Source organism: Dyadobacter luteus (assembly GCF_003383615.1).
Taxonomy (GTDB): Bacteria; Bacteroidota; Bacteroidia; order Cytophagales; family Spirosomataceae; genus Dyadobacter; species Dyadobacter luteus.
The window spans coordinates 1-19,355 of sequence record NZ_QNUL01000014.1 but is presented as its reverse complement, the minus strand read 5'-3'; the positions used below and the strand labels follow the sequence as shown (position 1 = coordinate 19,355).

Genomic DNA, 19,355 nt, shown 5'->3' with positions numbered 1-19,355 from the left:
AGAGAAGTAATCCCTTACCCTGACGTGCAGCCTGCATTTTATCAAACTCAGCCAGGCTTAATCGGCATATAAAGGACAACAGCCGAAGAAATACATCTCCGGCTGTTGATTCTCAATCAATTTGAAGCTGGAAGCAACCAAGAAGTCAGCTCCAAATTCTTAATTCTTAACTCCTAATTCATAACTCTTTATTAAAACGGTTTCCCCGTCCCCTCAATCAACCACATTTTAGACCATTGGTCATTCGTGGCAGGGTTTAATCTGGAAACAGCCTCATTCGTATTCGCCTGGTTATAATTCAATTCGCTTTCTCCGAAGATCAGACGCAGCGGAATCTTTTGTCCCTGAGAACCATTGGCGATATTGCCGGTGATCGCCGGGAAACCAGTACGACGCCAGTCAAACCAGCTTTCCATCGTCATAAAAGAAGATGTCCATTTCTGATTCAATATTACTTCTGTTTTATTCGAGGCAACATTAAATTCGGCAGTGATTTTTGCCAGAAAATCAGCTTTTCTGAACGGAACTATTGCATGATTTACCGGATTATAAACCTTCTGATCGCCCTCTGCAATGCCATATTGTTCCAGTGAAGACGATACGCCGGCAAGGGTATAATCCAATGCTGAACCAGTGATCCAGCCACGAGCTGCACCTTCAGCCAAAAGAAAATTAACTTCGGCCGCCGATATAAAAATACCCTTTACCAACGGATTCGTGTTAGTTCTGAAAATGCTGCCCAGATAGGAAACAAATGGATTGGATGCTCCGCTGTTGTAAATCGTACTTTTCAATGCAATAGCCTGCGTTCTGTGACCAGCCACATTATTGTTGTAATTGTCGGGATTCGTGAGCGCAATTTTTAACCCTACATACAAAGAAGTATCAATATCCGATTGATAGGACTTGATGTAACGCTTTACATCGCCTGCATCGTTTTTAGCAATGACCACATCTGCGCCACGGTCTCTTACCAGCGTCTGCACTTCTACGGGGCGGAACCATACGGTAAGTCGCGGGTCCTGACGATCTTTGAGGAAATTAACGATAGTGGAAGCAGCCTTAATTCTGAAAAATTCAGAGTCTGTAGTCGTCAGCAATGGTCCCATAGCCCAGGAATCAATCGTATTCGTACCTGGAAATTTCACGGAAGCATCATCCGCACTGGCTTTGATCAAAGGGTATTTGCCAGGATTTGATACAATTTTGTTGAACTCTGCTGCAACATCAACACCTGCAGCTTTCATCTCAACACTTTTTTCCGACAAACGCATCAGGTACCTCAGATGAAGGGAATTGGCAAATTGTCTCCATTTCAGCACATTGCCACCGAATAAAACATCCGCACCAGTCATCACCGTTGAATTTACCTTGCCTGCTCTTTCCAGATAGGCATTGGCATCTTCCAAACTTTTCAGAATACCAGTAAAAACATCAATCTGTTTATCAAAAGCAGGTTGCAGATTATCGGTTCCTTTGAAAGCCTGACTGTAGGGTATATCACCCCAGGCCGATGTTTGAATACCGTACCAAAGTCCCTGCATGGTTTTGGCGGTTCCTTTGATAAAAAGTGAGTCAAGGTTTCCTGCTGCACGTTTTTCCAGATAGGTTGCATTGGAAAGTGGCAGATACAAACCGCGGTAATCAAAGGGCAGGGGAGCCCAGTTGAACTGATTGGTAATCGAGTATTCCAGGAAATCCCGCTGGGTGTATTGCATCGCCGCAGGCACCACACATTGCGTGACGTTACCTGTGAAAGCAATTTCTGCGAGTTCCGTTGCACTGCCTGAAAGGACAGACGTCAGTACATAGGCCGGATCCACCTTGTCGTCCGTCAGTGCATTGGGATTTTGATTAATTTCAGTGAGATCCTCACAACCTGCCAGCAGCATTCCCGTACATACGGCCAGGATAAGTTTATATTTTAATAACATAATCGATTCTTTTAGAACTGAATATTCAATTTTAAACCGGATGACATTGTCCAGGGATAGAAAGATGCCCTGTCAAATCCGATCAGATAGTTGCTTGAAGCAGTAAACTGATCATTGGTGTTCATCATCGTGGATTCAGGATCAATGTAGTTTTTAGCCTTTGTCCACAACATCAGGTTTCTTACAAACCATGACACCGATATACCACCTGAGGCAATCTTACGACTGATACTTTCAGGCAACTTATAGGCCACGGAAAGCTCTCTGAGTTTTACGAAAGATGCGTCATATATCCAGCTCTGTACGCCCCGGCTCCAATAACCCGATCCCGGATCCGCGATCAGGTCGCTTCTGAAATATTTGGTTCCTGAAGCTCCGAAGTTTTCAATGTATTCTCCGTTACTTCCGGCGATCACGCCAGGGAAAAATGCACCGTTAGCGATTGCTCCGCCATATTCAAATCCACCCAGTTCGGCATTCCTACCGCCGACATATGTCAATCCGTCTTTCGCATTGTACCTGCCGGGATTTCCTTTGATTTCAGCCGCCAGCCTGTCATTATCACCATTGAACGAATTATTGCTCAAAATACCGGTAAATGTGCCGGATCCGTCTCCCTTGTACCAGCTATCCTGCCTTCCATCACGGGTGAGCCTTTTCATACTTTCGGAGTAGTATTCTCCACCGTTACGCCAATCGAAGCTCGCTGAAATGGAGAATCTCTTCACGTTCAGGTTCGTCTGAAAACCGAGCGTAAAATCGGGCATTACGTTACCCAGCTTGATGTTCGAAGTTTCCTGTTGTACAAATCCATTCGCATTCAGCAATGGCCAGCCAGCATATTGTCCTTCTGTCACGCGCTTCACATCCGGTCCCCAGAGATCGCCCACATTACCACCGAGGGTAGTCTGACTATAGATATTGTTTCTTGACCAGAACTGATGATTGCTGACACCTTCGGGCAAGCCAGTCAGTTTACTTCTTTCTTTGGTAAAATTGAAAGTTGCGTCCCAGGTTACGTTTTTAGTTTGTACAGGTACGGCGCGTAGCGATATCTCCAGACCCTTATTCTGAACTATCCCCGCGTTCACGTTTGCTGAGGTAAACCCTGTTGACCCCGAAACGGAGATACCGGTAATCTGTTTTTTATCCTCCACCTCATAATAGGTAAAGTTCAATCCCAGCCTTTTTTTGAAGAAAGATACATCCATCCCAAGCTCCGACGAAATAATACTCTCGGGCATCAGGTTGCTGGTAGGCGTGGTGGATGGCAGCGAGTAGGTAGTATTGTTTCCCCAGGTTGATCTTGACAAAGACATAGCGAGTCGGTAGGGATCTGTATCCTTTCCAACCTTCGCCCAGCCTCCTCTCAGCTTCAACAATGAAATAGCCGACGGCAAAGGAATGAGATCGGATAGTACCGCACTTACTGAAACCGAGGGATAAAAATAGGAGCGGTTGTTGACAGGCAATGTGCTCGACCAGTCGTTTCTTCCTGTAAGCTCCACGAAGATGGCTTCCTTAAAGCCGATTGATGCCATTCCATGCAAACTGTTAATCCGCTTGTTTACTTTTGTTGCGCTGTACCCGACAGAGGAACGGTCGATATTGGCGGCGGTGTACAGACCCGGTAACACATAATTCTGCCCCGTTATGTTTGAAAAACTATTGTTCTGAAAAAACAGGTTGCCACCCGCAGATGCATCAATAGAAAACAAGCTGATCGTTTTCTTATAGTTCAATAGAAAGTCTGTGTTAATCTCCTGGAAATTCCTGGATAGAAATGCATACGCACCATTCGGAACCGATTTTTCGGATTTGGCTGAACGGTTATCTGTAATGTACGACTCATTGAATCCACCTACCCGTGTCATCAGACTCAAATCATCTGTAATGTTCCAATTCAGTCTGATATTACCATATGGTCTTACCTTTTTAAAAGTATTGATATTTTCATTTACTGTAAACCAGGGATTGTTGAAACCATTTGACCAGACCTTTTGCTGTACATCCTGCTGCGTCCAGTAATCTTTCAAGTCATGAATACTGATCCAGTTAGGCGTAAAGTACAGATCTTCATAAGGATAATTGTCATAAGACAAACCTCTGAAATTGCTGGAGCCAGAGTTGAGGTAATTGAAGTTGGCTGCGATATTCAATCTTTTAGTGAACTGATAAGAGGCAGAAAGTGAAATGGCATCCTTACGCAGATTACTCTCAGGATAAACTCCGGTAGCACGCGTATCTGACAAAGAAAGAGAAAAGCTTAATTTTTCGTCCGTTTTTGAAAGCGTGATGTCGTTGATAAAACTGTTGCCCACATTCACAAAATCCTTCACGTTATCAGGATGTGCTTGCAAAGGAGTCGCTTCACCGTTGGTGCCAAATCTGGCAACAGAAATTCCCATTTTTGGTCCCCACCAGAGGTTGCTCGACTGGTCAAAATTTCCGTTGGATCCGTTCGCAAAACCCTGCTGCAAAGGAACAAAGCGGTATGGCACACTGGCGGTGTAAGCCGAGTTGACACTTACTCCCAAACCTTTTTTCTGATTATTACCTGACTTGGTAGTGATCAATAAAACGCCACTTCCTGCACGGGACCCGTATAATGCAGCGGCACTTGGGCCTTTCAGGATATTCACGCTTTCGATATTGTCAGCGCTCAAATCCGACAATACGCTCACGTCCGTTCCGGTTGGAAGTCCGTCCACGACGATCAGGGGAGAGTTATTTCCCGACAGAGAGGTATAGCCACGGATCAAAATTAAAGGATCGCTGTTCAGATCAGGAGTAGTGTTGATCACCCTCACGCCCGGCACTTTACCTGTGATACTGTTTACAACATTATCCTGAGGAACTCTGGTCAGCTCGTCGCCTTTAATTTCACTGACCGCATAGCCAAGGGCTTTTGTTTTACGCTGCAAACCCAAAGCAGTAACAACCACTTCGTCCAGTGATTTTGTATCCTGCACGAGGCTTATGTTGACTTTACTGTCATTCACAATATTCACATCCTGAGGAAGATAACCTACAAAGGAAAAAGTGAGCACTACCGAACCATCCGGAATAGCAATAGAAAAGTTTCCGTTCTCATCTGTAGTAGTCCCTCTGTTGGTCCCTTTTACAAGAATGTTGACTCCCGGAAGTGTTTCCCTGTTTGCTGCATCACTTACAGAGCCGGATACGATGCGCTCCGTATTTTCAATTACGTGAGAGGAAAGTCCGGTTTCAGTTGCTTGCTGTAGTTTCCTTTTCAGGATAATTTGTCCGCCCACAATATCCCAGGCAATATTGGTCTTATCAAAAACGCTTTCCAAAACCGCAGAAAGTTTTTGATTTTGCACATTGAGCGACACCTTTTGTCGGGCGTTAATAACCCTCGCACTATATACAAAGCGGACATCAGCCGCTTTTTCAAGTTGCTGCAATACAAGATGAATAGGCTCTTTGTTCACATTTACGCTCACTCTGCGACCAAGCAGCTCCTGAGCCGACAACGGAATGGCCTGGGCGATGCCTGCCATCCAGAGCATCATTGCTATCTGAGGAAAAGTAATTTTCATGACACGCCACAGTAATGTGCTGTTTCGTCGTTTCAATTTCATAAATTTGAATGTTTGTTCTTCTGAGAAAGTAGGACACAATGATTCCGCTCCCGTATTTCGGGCATGTTGCCACATGTTGCGGATCCAAAGCCATTGACGGTACCAGCGTCAGTGGCTTTTTTGGTTTTATATGATGTTGAAATTTTTACATAGGCAACCTGTTTACAAATAGTTGATTAATAAATTGTCAGTTTCCGCATCCCTTGCCATGGATACGAATACTGCCATCTTCTACTGTGTAACTCGCCCCGATGCTCGTGCAGATCATATCCAGCCTTGTGAATAATTGCTGATCTGTAAGCCTGGCAGTAACAGTACAATTTTCTAATGCGGCCTCATCAAACAGAATATCAATCTGGTATGCCGTACTCAACTGAGCCAGGATCTCAGCAACAGGTTTATCCTGAAATTCCATTTTGCTATTCTCTTCGCGGGGATTGGTGATTTGAGGCAAGGCTACTATTGATTTTCTCAGCATACCGTCATTCCGGCTCGCCAATACGCGCTGGTTAGGTCCCAGAAAAACCTGATTTCCCGAGCGATTGGATTCCACTTTTACTTTGCCTGATTTTACATCTACCTCCGTTGCGTTGTCCGCTTCGCGTACGTTGAAACTTGTTCCCAATACCTGTATTTTCACCAATGCTGTTTGAATGGAGAAAGGTCTTAGGGAATCTTTTGCCACATCAAAAAATGCTTCACCTGTCAGTTTAACGTCTCTTTTATTTTCAGCAAAGCCAGTTTTGTATTGAATGGTGCTTCCGGAAGCAAGGCGTACAATACTGCCATCAGGCAATTTTAAGTGCATCGGTTCCTGTGTATTGTTCGACTGATTTACCCGGTCAGAGGCTAACTCCAGACCAAATACCTGTTCATTCTTACGTTGTGTGGCCAGCCACAACGTTCCCAATACAACAAACAGCGCAGCCACAGAAGCAGCAACAAAGTACCAGCGGCTGTACAGAGGTTTATGCTTCGGAACTTCCGGTTCATCATTTTTATATATCGTCTCGCTGATTTTCGACCACACATTCAGCTTTGCAATTTCTGATACTTCCTGATCAGAAATGTTCTTTTTACTGGCGGTATCCATCCAGTCCTTGTCAAGTATAGCCTGAATTTCATCCAGGTTATCCGTGTCAAAGTAGGTCTGTAAAACAGCCAGTTCCTGTTTCGAACAACTTCCTTCTCTCAGTTTTTTTAATAGTTCCCGGGTAATCATTGTGATCTGTTATATAGGGTAATACAGGAAACAAGGGTTTTACCTTGACTCCATATGCATTACCAAATTGTTAAGAAAAAAAAGGAAGCAGCAATAGCAGTAATTTACCGCGCATTAAGCGCAGTGCTTTCACCATCTGGCTTTCGACTGTACTTGTGGAAATCGACAAATCTCTGGCGATTTGTTCATAGGAAAGTCCTTCAATACGACTCTTTTCAAATATCTCACGTCGCTTGGGTGGCAGTTCGTTCAGGGCTGCTTTGTAGCGTTGGTGCAGCTCTTCTTCGAGCAACGACTGGTCAGAAGTTTCAGACAGGGCGATATCGGATTTGTCCTGATGCCAGGATTTATATGCCTTCTGGCGAACCAGTTCCTTTTTGTACCGATTGATGATCAATTGCCTTGCTATTGTCAGCAGTTGAGCTTCGGCAGAAATGTGTTTGGCAAAAGAATCCTGATTCAACCACAATTTAAGGAATACCTCCTGCGCCAGATCCGCGGCCTCATCCTCGTCGCCGGTGTGCTTGCGGGCAAAAAGGAAAATCCTTTTGAAATACTGGTCATAAAGAGTTTCAAAAGCCTGGCGCTGATGCGCATCTGCTGTCATATTTCTTTTGAGGTTTCTGAGGCGGCCTGTCAGGAATAACTTTACCAACAGTTAAAAAACCCGGCATGAGCAACATTAATACTGCTCTTAAATGATTTCTGACTACACAAAGTTATCACCCGAAACACAAATTAGTCTGCGTTAACAATTTGATAATAAACACATGACGGATTTTAAAACAAAATGGGAAATTTTGAAAACTGCAGGATTACTATTTCATATTTTCTTAACATACATTCTGCAGGATTTCATTTTCAAACCGCTTAACATTGCGAATTCATTCCGATTATTCCATGCGACCTCTATTCACTCTCCCCGGTATACTCTTGCTTACAGGCATCCTCGCTCCAGAGCCTTCGTTCAGTCAGGAACATAAATCCTATCCTGCTTCAAAATTCCCTGACCGGATTATTCTTGGTTACAAAGGAGCTCCTCATACCTCTCAGGCTATAAACTGGCGAACGGATTCTACTGTGTCAAAGGCCGTTGCTGCTATCCATGAAGCCGATCCCTCACCTGATTTCCAGAAAAGTGCACGTTTTGTTGAAGCAAAATCGCAACGTGTAGAGATAGAAGGCAAAACGGTACAATACCATGAAGTTGATTTCAAAGACCTGAAACCTGCCACGCAATATGTTTACAGAGTAGGGGATGGTACGCATTGGAGTGAGTGGATTCATTTCAAAACTGCCGCAGCAAGCAACGAGCCGGTTAGCTTTTTATACTTTGGAGATGCTCAGAATGACGTGCTTTCTTTATGGTCACGTGCTGTGAGGGGAGCCTACTCTACACTACCTAAGGCCAATCTGATCATCCATGCAGGTGATCTGATCAATAGAGCTAACAACGATTATGAATGGGGCGAATGGTTTGAAGCCGCGGGTTGGATCAATGGGATGATTCCGAGTCTTTCTTCGCCGGGTAACCACGAATATTTCAGGGATGAACAAAACAAAGGAAAGCTATCTCATCACTGGCGTCCTCAATTTGCCCTGCCGGAGAATGGTCCGGAAGGTTTGAGTGAGACCACTTATTACACAGATTATCAGGGTATACGATTTGTTTCACTCAATTCACAGGAAGCTATTAGTGACGAGGCAACATTGGAAAAACAAGCCAAATGGCTGGAAGATTTACTTGCCCAAAATCCAAACCGCTGGACGATAGTGATCCACCACCATCCGATTTATTCTACAGCGGCCGGTCGGGATAACAGTAAATGGCGCGACCGCATGGAACCCCTTTACAAAAAACACCATGTCGACATGGTTCTTCAGGGACACGACCATACTTATGCAAGAGGTATTAATATGCCGCTGGGTCAGTCGCGTAAGAAACCTGACGGGCCGATTTATGTGGTGTCTGTAAGTGGTCCTAAGATGTACGAACTCGGACTGGAAGACTGGATGGACAGAGCTGCTTCGAACACACAGCTGTACCAGGTATTAAACGTGGATGAAAACAAACTGTCGTATAAAGCCTATACAGTGAATGGTGATGTATATGACGCATTCGATCTTTTGAAGGATAAAAAGGGTTCGAATACGCTGGTTGAACTGTTTGGATCTGTAAAAATGAAGGAAAGACTGACTTTGCCGGAAGATCTGGAAAAGAAATTTAAAGGTGCTGAATTGAAGGAGTATAACGAACGTTTTCAGAAATATAAGCAGAGGAAGGGTATCAAGTGAAATGAGAAACAGGCTGCCTGTAAAGAACAAATATTTTTATCTTTTTGATATTCAGTCAAAAATGCTTCTATAGACGGGGCCGAAATATTCGTGCTCAAAAGGTCAGTTATTTCCTGAATTCCATTCTGCGGATATTTCTCGTACCGCTGCAAAAACAGGTTCCAGCCAATGTGATTCCTATTGTTATCTCTGAAAAATTGATTCATCCTTTCACTGTAAAGTCTGTAATTTTCGTCGATTGATCTATTTCTTGTGGCGGGATCTTTATCCGACCCGAATAAATCTGTATTTACATCTCTGAATCTTCCTCTTTCCAATCCTATTAATCGCCAGGTATCGGAAAGGGGAGAATTCAATGTTCTGCTTCCGATGAAGTTTTCAGGATTAACGAGTATCTCCACGTTTTCCGAGTCTGCGAATATCTCAAAACACTCATTATTCTTGCAAACTTCAACAGGACAAAATTCATCTATCTGAAATTCTATAAAAGACTCGTATCCCAAATCCGCATTTTGGTAAAGCTTACGCGGCTTAAATGGCTCTTTGACATAAAGTTGAATTGTGTCTTTTAACTGAGCGGCACTTGTATTGATCTGTAATTCCTGATAAACAAAAGTGATTCTCGTTTGTAATTGAGCACTCACTTTATTGGGTAAAAAACCTGAGAAAGATAGGAGTAGAAAGATAAAATATTTTTTGTAGGCAGGTCTGAAACATACAAAAAACTTCATTTCATAGGGTTTAATTTATCAAACCAACGACAAAACTCCGAATAATATTTCTGCAGGTGATTAAACATTATCACGAATCAATTTGTAAGCGTATTTTACCATCGGCTTTCGGCGGCTGGCAATCAGCTAAAAGTAGTTTCCGGCATAGGTTTGATAGCCGATAGCAAACATGCTGATGTAATTCTATTCGTGATAATGCCTATCATCCAAAATGAAAATGTCAGAATGACGAGTTTGTCACTCAAAACTTCCAAACTCGATAAATTCAATGACCTCACCATTCGGGCTGTATACCAAAGCATTATGCACGTGTAACGGAGGATTACCCAGGATGAGTCGGGATGGAGGGATACATACTGTTGCTCCCGCATAAAGTGCCGCTTCATATGCTTTTTCCACGTCAGTAACAGAAAGACAAAGATGTAGCAATGCAGTCTGAACAAAGGGTTCATGATCCAACCTTTGTCTTCCCTGGGCAGCAATGTCGGCTTTATTGTCAAAAATTTCAAGATAAGTCTGCCCATCCGGCGATTTGAGCATGGCTGCCCGGCGAAGATTAAACTGTTGTAACGCCCACTCATGATAAGGAGTGTAGCCCAATCCTTTTGTATAAAAATTCAATGTTTGGTCAAAATCAACAGCTCTGATTGCTATGTGATGAAGACCTGTAACGTAACTTTGTTGTGGTTCCATTTGTAGTGTTTTAGACAAATGTACCGCCGGAACAGATCCGTACCGACAACATACAAAATTGTAAGTTTTGAGAAAACCTTCGTCCACAAACTCGGAAAACGAGCAGGCACTTCATAATTATTGTGATGCAGCCTACACCTTATCGCTCATTAGCGGAAGATGGAAACTGAGCATCCTTACAAGCATCCAGAATGGTGCACATAGATTCTCTCTTTTGAAGTCAGCTGTACCTCTGGTAACAGAACGGATACTGGCCATGCAATTGCTTGATCTTGAAAAATCAGAACTGATTGTCAAATTCAAAAATCCTGATCATGGACGATCAGCAACTTATAGATTATCCGGGAAAGGATTGTCGCTAATGCCGTTGATTGAGCGTTTGGCGATTTGGGGAATTGAAAACAAGAAAGATTCTTAGAATAGCGTAGTCAGATTATTGTTGAAACTGAAAAATCCCTCTCCAGCCAAAAATCACAGGCAGATTGCAGTGTAGCTTTCATGAGTTGTAAGTCTGGTTGTTTGTGCAAAACAGCATCGGCTCCTGCCTCATAGCATTGTTGAACACCTTCATTGGAGATATCTCCACTCATCACAACAATCGGAATTTGCTGAACTTTTTCACCTGGTAGTGATCTTGAATGCCTGATGGTCTTTAACAACTGCACTCCATTCATTCCCGGCATATTAAGATCCAGAATTATCAGGGAAGGAAAATCCGACGCCTCTCTTGTATGAAGTACCTTCAAATGGTGATAAAGCGCCTTAGGATTCTCAAAAAATTTAACAGAATATTGCTTTCTGAGGGATTTCAAAAGTTTGAAAAATATGAATTGAAAATCAGGGTCGTCGTCCACTAAAAATATTTCTTTTCCCATATGATAAATCTGACTGATTGAAATAAACTGTGGTACATTGTAGAAAATTAGCATAAGACATCCCCACAAAACCCTGATCATTGTGCATGCTCTCCACAAATACCACTGCGGAGATCAGCGGAGAAAACCATACCAGAGAAAATTGGGTGTTGTACGTAACTTTGATGTAAATGGTACACGACAGACGGATTTCAAAGATACCTGACCGAAATATATAAGTCTGCAGATATTGAACACAAAGACATATATTCTAAACACAATTAGCTTGTATTCTAAGACATATGGAGAAAAATAACATCCAGCCCGAAACTACTTACAACCGTCCTACACCTTTTGCACAGACTTATTTCCATGGAACGAAAGGCGATTTAAAAATTGGAGAGCTGATCGAAGTGGGTTATAATTCGAACTACGGACAAAGAAAAAGTGCCCGATTCATTTTTCTGAGTGCCACATTGGATGCTGCCATCTGGGGAGCTGAACTTGCATGGGGAGAAGGTAAGCAAAGGATTTACCTGGTAGAACCCACTGGTCCGATCGAAGACGATCCCGATCTGACTGACAAAAAATTCCCAGGAAACCCGACAAAATCTTATCGGTCTACACATCCATTCCGGATAGTTGGAGAAGTGGCCAGCTGGCAGGGACATGCCGAAGAACAGGTCAATCAAATGAAAGAAAATCTAAAAAAACTCTCGGAACAGGGCATCAATTCGTTGAATGATTAGGTACAGCAAGTTATGAAACCATTAAAAATCGGGGCTAATTGCGGTGTTGAAAATCTCGACCGGACAACCAGGTTCTACAAAAATTTGATTTCAAACACAGTCAAAATCCACTTTCTGCATAAGTGGGGATAGTATCTGCACTCCGCACCAGCTCTTCTTTGATTTTAAGTGCAACGGGATTAGAGGTTACCTTGTAGCCCGGAGTGTTATAGCAAATGCGGTACTGGACTTCAACCAAACCATCTATCATGAAGTCAATGTCCAATTCCAGGAATCGTTTTGGTGCAAGAGTCTTTTTCCAATAACTATTTCCACACTCTGATGCCATATGCGTTTGAAGTATCTTCCATTCACCGTCGACTAAAATCTCAGTCGTGATGGAAGATACCGTCGCATCTGCGCGGTAAATAATGGTTTTTCCAGACGTATTATTTATCAGATAAGCCCTCAAAAACCGGTTACCGTTAGGCATCTCGAAGAATCGATCATTTTCAGGTATCACGAGCTGCAACTGCGTTCCCGTACTTTTCAGATTTGCCGGCAACTGCTTGTCAGATTTTTCACTCCGAACCCATGCCGAAGCATACCGATCATAATTCTCCCGAAACTGAGCTTTTGTGATGAGCGGAACCAGCGAACCAAATAGCAGGCTAAATACAGCTCTACGCATAAAGTTTTTTTTACATATATATAATTTATTTATATATAAGGTTACACTTATTTCTGCATAAGCAGTTCAGAAATAAATTTTTAAAATTAAACATATAATACACCAATGACGTTACAGGCTGCTTTACTTAAAAAATCAATTGGGCCAGACATCACTGCCTGGCCCGATTCAATCTGACTCTAAATTATTAAAAAAACAAATTACCAGCCTGGTGTTTGTTTGTACGTCCCGTTAGAGCGTGATATTTCATCCGGACTCATTGGCCATGCCATGTGTTTGGCAGGGTCGAACGTACGGGCTGGCCATATTTGCTGCACCGTATATGCAGATGCCGGATCAGTTTTATTTGCGTGAATTCGGCCATGAAGTGGCGCATTGATCTTGGCAAAATCCCCCCATCTTTTCAGATCCTGCAGGCGGTCTGTCCATTCGCAAGCCAATTCCACACGACGCTCATGCTTCAGATCAGCAATGGTAGGAGAGGCCACAGGAGCCAGTCCCACACGTGCTCTGATTTCATTCAATGGCACGGCAGCTTCTGCATTTTTTCCCTGCATAATAAGCGCTTCCGCTTTGAAGAGCAGAATTTCAGCATATCTCATCAACGACAGATTCAATTTCGTTGTCGGATAATCACCGTTCTGGTTGATCATGTTATTGGTGCTTGCATCTTCATTAGTACCGTAGCTGTAAGGCTCCATGTACTTGTTGATTTGGAAGCCCGACAAACTGTTCGTCGAAAAGTAGCTGCGCTCTTTACCGAAGTAAGTAAACTTATCACCGAATTTAAGAATTGTCACCTCGCGGCGCGGATCATTGGCTTCATACTCCTGGTACAACTCTTCCGTAGGCTGGAAATATCCCCAGCCATTGAATACGCCCCAGCCCTTGTTCTCCAATATTACACCCACAAACTCCGAACCTCCCTGCACACCAGACGTCACCGACCACAAGTATTCGCTTCCAAAATTATTCTCAATATTAAAAACGCCCTGATAATTGGCTCTGCTGCTACCTTTTCCTGTCACCAGCGCACGTCCGCCTTCCGTCTTGATTTTGTCTGCCAGCTCCGGAATCAGCGCCCACTTACTCGCGTCGTGTTGTGCCCAGTATGCATAGGTTTTTACCATATAACCCCACGCCGCTGCCTTGTGAGCACGTCCCTGATCGGCCGCACCATAAGTTTGAAACAAGGGAAGAAGGTCAGCCGCTTTCTGAAGATCCGAGATAATCTGCGCATAATTATCTGTCACGGAAGGTAGTTGTGGTGGAATTCTTGTACCATAATCTGCATTTTCGGGACCGTCGAAAGGAACACCCTGGTTTTTATGTCCCCATAGATAAGCAATCCAGAAATGTGCAAAACCACGAACAAAATAAGCTTCACCCAAGGCAGTATTTTTAACACTTTCAGATACACCGGTTGCGTTAGGAATGCCTTCAATTACCTGATTGGCTTTATTGATCATCCAATACACATCATTCCAGCCACCTGTCATTCCGCCTTCGCGACCTGTAACATTGAAGTTCTTAATGTTATCACTTTCCGCTCTCACACGCCCCGTCACCAGATCATCACTCGCATTCTGCATCCAAAAGAGATTTCGACCCCAGGTTGACTCGTAGCGCATGGGCACGTACATGCTTGTTACTGCCTTTTTTACATCATCATCACTTTTCCAGAAAAATGCGGTGGTTGGTTCGCCATTGGGCTTGGTATCCACCCAATTTTCATCGCAGCTTGTGGCAAATGCCATTAAGGCTACAAGTGATAATTTATATATATTATTGATTTTCATTGTCTTGATAAATTTAACTTCCAATTAGAATTTAAGTCTGAGACCTGCTGAGTAAGTACGCGCTACAGGAAACTGTCCGCCGTCGAGGCCAATTCCACCTACTTCCGGATCCATTCCGGAATATTTAGTGAAAGTCAGCAGGTTATCTCCACTCACATACACTCTCAAATTTTCAATTCCTTTCAGCTTTTTGAAAGTGTAACCGATCATCAGGTTTTTCACACGCAGGTAGTTTCCGTTTTCCAGATACCAGTCGGAGTTGGTCGCAAAGTTCCTGTTAGGATCGTTGGCCTGAATCCTTGGAATATCAGAACCTGTATTCGTTTCCGACCAGGCATCCAGGATTTTATCCCAACGGTTGTAGCCTTGCTCAGCACCATTTAAGGTAGATTGCTTGAAAGCATGGAAAAGCTTAACACCGCCAACACCCTGCATAAACAAACTCGCATCAAAGTTTTTCCAGCTTACATTCGCTGTAAATCCATAAGTGATTTTTGGAAACGCACTTCCCATAAACACTCTGTCAGCGTCGTCTATTTTACCATCACCATTTTCGTCAATAAATTTCAAATCACCTGCCTTGGCATTAGGTTGAATACGGCCGCCATTTGCTGACGTGTAAGCTTCGGCTTCCGCATTGCTCTGGAAAATTCCGTCACTTTTAATCAGCCAGTAAGAATAATAGGGCTGACCTACCACAGAGCGATATGGATTCAAAATACCTCTCCAGGCATCGTTATGTGACCAGAATGAGTTCGGATTCTCATCTATATACTCAACGCGGTTTTTAAGCGTCGCAAGGTTTCCGCTGATTTCGTAGCTCACATCATTGATACGGTCGCGCCATGAAGTAGAAACCTCCCAGCCTGTATTCCGGATTCTACCCTGATTGATAAACGGAGCAGAATAACCGAATGTATTTGGCCAGCCAGTATCCTGTTGTTTGATCAGATCATAAGTGAGTTTGTCGAAATAATCGACAGTAAATGAAAGTCTTTCTTTTAGTACACTCAAATCCAGACCGATGTCTGTCTGCTGCGAAGTTTCCCAGGATAATTCGGGATTGAAGCGGCTGTTAATATATAAGCCGGTACTGAAAGGAGCATCAGCTCCAATCTGATAGGTGTTGTTGGAATTGAGACGTGCATAACCATAGTGTCTTGCGATTGAACCTATGTTTCCTATACGTCCCCAGCTGGCGCGCACTTTAAGCAAATCTATCGCCGACACATTCAGGAATGGTTCGGAACTGATTTTCCAGGCTCCGGTAACGGCCGGAAACCCTTTTCCACGGTTGCCCGGCGCAAGGCGACCGGCAATGTCATAACGGTAGCTTCCTGTCACAAAATAGCGATCTGCCCAGCTGTACGACAAACGACCCACGTAGGAGGCATTTTTATCTACCCATTCATGATCCTCCGGACGGTTCTGATCGAATATCGTCGCATTGATAAAAAACTGAGCCCATTCTGCTTCATTCTCAAATCCTTTTGCACCCGCTTTAAAACCTCTTTCTCCGTTTTCCTGTGCTGTGCTGGAAAGCATAGCGCCGATACTGCTCTTACCCAACACTTTATTGTAGTTCAAAGTGTTTTCCCAAATCCAGTGATACTTTCTGTTCGTGTTGTATTCCAGATTATTCTGGTTATTGGGTTTACCCGGTTCCGTTCTCCTCGGATCGAACTTTTTATACTGGGTGTTTTCCTGACGGTACGTAAATCGGGAGAAAAATGTCAGGTCGGGGATAATGTCCGAATACGTTAATTCTGAAACAGACTGAATCTGATGTGATTTGTCATAAGCATCGTTACGTAACAGCGTTCCAAGCGGACTGATCGCATCTCCATGGATACCCAGGTATCGGCTGTCGCGCGGACCCACACCACCAAAACTTCCGTCTGCGTAGTAGGCATCTGCAGAGCGCGGCATGTAAATCGCTGACAATATCGCTCCGCTGTAACCACTGGACGTTTCGGTACCACGCTTATCATTATTGTTCCAGAAAACATCCTGACGGAACTTCAGATGTTTATTAAACTGATAATTCGCATTCAGTCTCAGCGACAAATTCTGGTTATATGTGTTCAGCAGCGTACCTTCTTCCTTTTCATAACGCCCCTGTATCAATGTCGAAAATTTATCCGTTCCCGAATTGATACTTACATTATGGCGCTGTACCAATCCAGTTCGGAATATTTCATTAATCCAGTTGGTGCGTGTAACCTGGGCATAAGGATTTTTGCTTGCATTCCAGCCGTCGAGCGGATTAAGCCCCGCATTGGTATAGGCCAGATTAGAAACCATGGCTTCATCCTGTGCATTCAACGACTGGGGAAGACGCCACGCCTGCTTCAAACCTGCAAAACCGCTGTATTCGATACTTGGCTTGCCCTGGGATGCCTGACGTGTTGTGATCAGAATAACACCGGCAGAACCGGAAAACGCACCATAGATTGCTGCCGAAGCCGCATCTTTCAATACCGTCATAGATTCTACATCGGACGGGTTGAACGGCGCCCCAGGTACCCCATCTACCACATACAGAACACTTTCACCACTGCGTGAACCCATACCGCGGATGGTTACAGAAGGTGTACTGTTGGGATGCCCTCCGTTGCTTACCGCCGTCACACCCGGAACCTTACCTTGTATCATGCTTTCAACGTTCAAGACCGGGCGGTTTTTGATCTGCGCCATATCTGGTACGGTGGAAACGGCAGCAGAAAGGTCACTTTTTCTGGCAGTTCCGTATCCGATTACCACCACTTCGTCCAGCGATTTGGCATCGGCTTTAAGTACAATGTCAATGTTTGTCTGATTGCCAATCAGGATTTCCTGAGATTGATAACCAACAAAGGAGAAAATAAGAGCGGCTTCCTGTCCGTCGTCTATCGTTACGCTGAAGTGCCCGTCAACATCTGTGACAGAACCACGTTGAGAACCTTTGACCACAATGCTCACGCCCGGCAAAGATTCGCCTTTCTCATCCCGGACAGTACCCTGAATATCCCTTACTGCCCGATTGAGAGATAATTCTTTGGCAGACGCCAAAGTGTCGGTTTGCCCGATGAGCAAGGCCGTTGCCATCATCACCGACGATACGGCAATTTTTGGTTTAAAAATGCCTGTAAAACCTGAAGTCATAACTTTTGATATAAGTGAAAAATAATAGGAGCCTTTTCAGGAAATTAATCCCAAAACAATAGCAAAGATGGAGTGGGAGCAGCCTTCAAAAAAGGCGGCAGAGCATTGATAATAATTAGTTAAAAATGGAAAAAGGACAGATGCTTTAACCAGCATATTGACTGTTAACATTTTCTTCATACACGTAAGTGAAGATTAACTTTTTGGTAAAATACGCCTATGTAGTTTTGTCGAAACTTTCAACGATATCTTTATGAAATACAATTTACTACTAGGTGCTTCTACTTTGCTGGCAGCAGCAGTAATCAGCTGTACCGACCACGATATTTCGGGCGGCTATCCTGAAAAAGCAGAAGCGTCAAATCCAGCAATTTTGACCGACGCAAATGGCGTAAAAGTATACAATGGTGGCTTTGGGTCTGCATTGGTACAGGATCCGGTTGACAAGAAGGTGTTTTACCTGCTAACTGACAGAGGACCTAATATCGACGGAACTATCGCTAATTCCAAGGTCTTTGCTCAACCTGATTTTGTTCCTCAAATTGGCAAATTTCGCCTTGTCGGAAATCAACTGATCTTAGAAAAAACCATTTTCCTCAAAAATGAAAATGGTGTTAATCTGAATGGCCTTCCTAATCCTATTGGACAGGGATTTACGGGAGAACTCGCCCTGGATGTGCTGGGCAATACACTGGCCAACAGTGCTGACGGACTCGACAGCGAAGGAATGGCAATGGCACCGGATGGCAGCTTTTGGGTAAGTGATGAGTACGGTCCGCATCTTGTACATTTTGATGCAAACGGGAAGACCCTGGAAAGAATTAATCCGTTTGGCACAGGAGCAGGTGGTAGAAAAATCCCCGCGGTATTCGCGCTTAGAAGAGCTAACCGTGGTATGGAAGGACTCACCATCACACCGGATGGCAAAACGCTGGTAGGAATTATGCAGTTTCCTCTGTATAATCCAAGCTCATCAGCCATGAGCGGTTCATTGGTAACGCGTATTCTGGCGTACGATATTGCATCAGGAAACAGCAAACAATATGTGTACCTGATCGACAGAGCCAATTTGCAGGCTAACAGTGAAATTGTTGCGATCAACAACACACAATTCCTCGTACTGGAGCGTGATGGTGAATATGCAACCAATGCGAATAAAGCTACTGTCATCAAGAAAATTTATAAAATAGATATCTCGGCTGCAACTGATATTTCTGACCCTGCCAATAGCACAAATGGAAAACTGTATGGCGGACTTACTGTTGAGCAATTAAAAAATGCTGCTACGCTTCAGCTGAATGGTATCACTCCCGTAACCAAAACTTTGGCAGCGGATTTGATGACGGATATCTCCACTTTATACGGACATGACAAAGCAGAAGGCCTGGCTATTATTGACGCCAACACGATTGCTATATCCAATGATGATGACTTCGGAGTAAGCGGTACAGGAGTATATGCATCCAAAATTCTTCCTGCCACAAACACGGTGGACAAGAATACGATTTACTTTGTAAAGTTAAAAAAACCACTTTGGTAGGACTAATTATTAGATAATAGAAATCTGGTGACTAATTGATAAAGAGGGTGTCTCAAATCAAATTGAGTCACCCTCTTTCATTTACTTAAACTTCTTTGAGGATTTGGTGTTTAAAAAGC

Annotated in this window: 14 protein-coding genes; 4 read left to right on the top strand and 10 right to left on the bottom strand. The window is 43.7% G+C overall.

All coding sequences use genetic code 11. The features are described from left to right. Positions 1-191 precede the first annotated feature (191 nt). The 4 genes from DSL64_RS16805 to DSL64_RS16790 all read right to left on the bottom strand — a co-directional run bounded on the left by DSL64_RS16805 (position 192) and on the right by DSL64_RS16790 (position 7,416). Positions 192-1,934 carry a SusD/RagB family nutrient-binding outer membrane lipoprotein gene (locus DSL64_RS16805; RefSeq protein ID WP_115832083.1) on the bottom strand — a complete coding sequence of 581 codons (1,743 nt, stop codon included), beginning with the start codon at positions 1,932-1,934 and terminating at the stop codon, positions 192-194. An 11-nt stretch (positions 1,935-1,945) separates the two neighbouring features. Then, on the bottom strand, positions 1,946-5,539 hold the full coding sequence (locus DSL64_RS16800) for a SusC/RagA family TonB-linked outer membrane protein (RefSeq protein WP_158547939.1): 3,594 nt from the start codon (positions 5,537-5,539) through the stop codon (positions 1,946-1,948). 187 nt (positions 5,540-5,726) lie between these two features. Beyond that, complete coding sequence (locus tag DSL64_RS16795; protein ID WP_115832081.1) at positions 5,727-6,761, bottom strand: FecR family protein; 1,035 nt, start codon at positions 6,759-6,761, stop codon at positions 5,727-5,729. Positions 6,762-6,831: 70 nt separating this feature from the next. Continuing rightward, positions 6,832-7,416 (bottom strand): RNA polymerase sigma-70 factor, encoded by a 585-nt coding sequence (locus DSL64_RS16790; protein WP_115832080.1) that lies wholly within the window; start codon positions 7,414-7,416, stop codon positions 6,832-6,834. Between the two features lie 245 nt (positions 7,417-7,661). On the opposite strand from DSL64_RS16790, the gene DSL64_RS16785 reads away from it, so the two are divergent. Further along, positions 7,662-9,056, top strand: coding sequence for a purple acid phosphatase family protein (locus DSL64_RS16785; protein WP_115832079.1), 1,395 nt, complete (start codon positions 7,662-7,664; stop codon positions 9,054-9,056). On the opposite strand, the gene DSL64_RS16780 is transcribed toward DSL64_RS16785, so the two are convergent. Together DSL64_RS16780 and DSL64_RS16775 are read right to left on the bottom strand one after the other, a co-directional pair. After that, complete coding sequence (locus DSL64_RS16780) at positions 9,023-9,787, bottom strand: hypothetical protein (protein WP_115832078.1); 765 nt, start codon at positions 9,785-9,787, stop codon at positions 9,023-9,025. The two genes, DSL64_RS16785 and DSL64_RS16780, sit on opposite strands and share 34 nt — an antisense overlap. A gap of 237 nt (positions 9,788-10,024) precedes the next feature. After that, positions 10,025-10,480 carry a VOC family protein gene (locus DSL64_RS16775; RefSeq protein WP_115832077.1) on the bottom strand — a complete coding sequence of 152 codons (456 nt, stop codon included), beginning with the start codon at positions 10,478-10,480 and terminating at the stop codon, positions 10,025-10,027. A 67-nt stretch (positions 10,481-10,547) separates the two neighbouring features. Here DSL64_RS16775 and DSL64_RS16770 point away from each other — a divergent pair, with 67 nt between their 5' ends. Further along, complete coding sequence (locus DSL64_RS16770; protein ID WP_115832076.1) at positions 10,548-10,898, top strand: winged helix-turn-helix transcriptional regulator; 351 nt, start codon at positions 10,548-10,550, stop codon at positions 10,896-10,898. Between the two features lie 10 nt (positions 10,899-10,908). Here the strand turns inward: DSL64_RS16770 and DSL64_RS16765 are convergent, their stop codons facing one another. Further along, positions 10,909-11,355: a response regulator gene (locus DSL64_RS16765; protein ID WP_158547938.1), complete on the bottom strand. Its 447-nt coding sequence runs from the start codon at positions 11,353-11,355 to the stop codon at positions 10,909-10,911. A 281-nt stretch (positions 11,356-11,636) separates the two neighbouring features. On the opposite strand from DSL64_RS16765, the gene arr reads away from it, so the two are divergent. Then, positions 11,637-12,083 (top strand): NAD(+)--rifampin ADP-ribosyltransferase, encoded by a 447-nt coding sequence (arr, locus tag DSL64_RS16760; protein ID WP_115832074.1) that lies wholly within the window; start codon positions 11,637-11,639, stop codon positions 12,081-12,083. Between the two features lie 100 nt (positions 12,084-12,183). On the opposite strand, the gene DSL64_RS16755 is transcribed toward arr, so the two are convergent. The 3 genes from DSL64_RS16755 to DSL64_RS16745 all read right to left on the bottom strand — a co-directional run bounded on the left by DSL64_RS16755 (position 12,184) and on the right by DSL64_RS16745 (position 17,696). After that, positions 12,184-12,753, bottom strand: coding sequence for a hypothetical protein (locus DSL64_RS16755; RefSeq protein WP_115832073.1), 570 nt, complete (start codon positions 12,751-12,753; stop codon positions 12,184-12,186). Between the two features lie 200 nt (positions 12,754-12,953). After that, positions 12,954-14,552, bottom strand: a complete 1,599-nt coding sequence (locus tag DSL64_RS16750; protein ID WP_115832072.1) for a RagB/SusD family nutrient uptake outer membrane protein — start codon at positions 14,550-14,552, stop codon at positions 12,954-12,956. A 24-nt stretch (positions 14,553-14,576) separates the two neighbouring features. Beyond that, the gene (locus DSL64_RS16745) at positions 14,577-17,696 is read right to left on the bottom strand and encodes a SusC/RagA family TonB-linked outer membrane protein (protein WP_115832071.1); all 3,120 of its coding nucleotides are present in this window, start codon (positions 17,694-17,696) and stop codon (positions 14,577-14,579) included. 253 nt (positions 17,697-17,949) lie between these two features. On the opposite strand from DSL64_RS16745, the gene DSL64_RS16740 reads away from it, so the two are divergent. Next, positions 17,950-19,236 (top strand): esterase-like activity of phytase family protein, encoded by a 1,287-nt coding sequence (locus DSL64_RS16740; RefSeq protein ID WP_115832070.1) that lies wholly within the window; start codon positions 17,950-17,952, stop codon positions 19,234-19,236. Positions 19,237-19,355: the final 119 nt, after the last annotated feature.

Bases quoted from the DNA above. Each gene is read 5' to 3' on its own strand.
- arr (WP_115832074.1), top strand. From the start codon at position 11,637: ATGGAGAAAAATAACATCCAGCCCGAAACTACTTACAACCGTCCTACA.
- DSL64_RS16805 (WP_115832083.1), bottom strand. From the start codon at position 1,934: ATGTTATTAAAATATAAACTTATCCTGGCCGTATGTACGGGAATGCTG.
- DSL64_RS16800 (WP_158547939.1), bottom strand. From the start codon at position 5,539: ATGAAATTGAAACGACGAAACAGCACATTACTGTGGCGTGTCATGAAA.
- DSL64_RS16745 (WP_115832071.1), bottom strand. From the start codon at position 17,696: ATGACTTCAGGTTTTACAGGCATTTTTAAACCAAAAATTGCCGTATCG.
- DSL64_RS16785 (WP_115832079.1), top strand. From the start codon at position 7,662: ATGCGACCTCTATTCACTCTCCCCGGTATACTCTTGCTTACAGGCATC.
- DSL64_RS16755 (WP_115832073.1), bottom strand. From the start codon at position 12,753: ATGCGTAGAGCTGTATTTAGCCTGCTATTTGGTTCGCTGGTTCCGCTC.
- DSL64_RS16780 (WP_115832078.1), bottom strand. From the start codon at position 9,787: ATGAAGTTTTTTGTATGTTTCAGACCTGCCTACAAAAAATATTTTATC.
- DSL64_RS16775 (WP_115832077.1), bottom strand. From the start codon at position 10,480: ATGGAACCACAACAAAGTTACGTTACAGGTCTTCATCACATAGCAATC.
- DSL64_RS16765 (WP_158547938.1), bottom strand. From the start codon at position 11,355: ATGGGAAAAGAAATATTTTTAGTGGACGACGACCCTGATTTTCAATTC.
- DSL64_RS16740 (WP_115832070.1), top strand. From the start codon at position 17,950: ATGAAATACAATTTACTACTAGGTGCTTCTACTTTGCTGGCAGCAGCA.
- DSL64_RS16795 (WP_115832081.1), bottom strand. From the start codon at position 6,761: ATGATTACCCGGGAACTATTAAAAAAACTGAGAGAAGGAAGTTGTTCG.
- DSL64_RS16750 (WP_115832072.1), bottom strand. From the start codon at position 14,552: ATGAAAATCAATAATATATATAAATTATCACTTGTAGCCTTAATGGCA.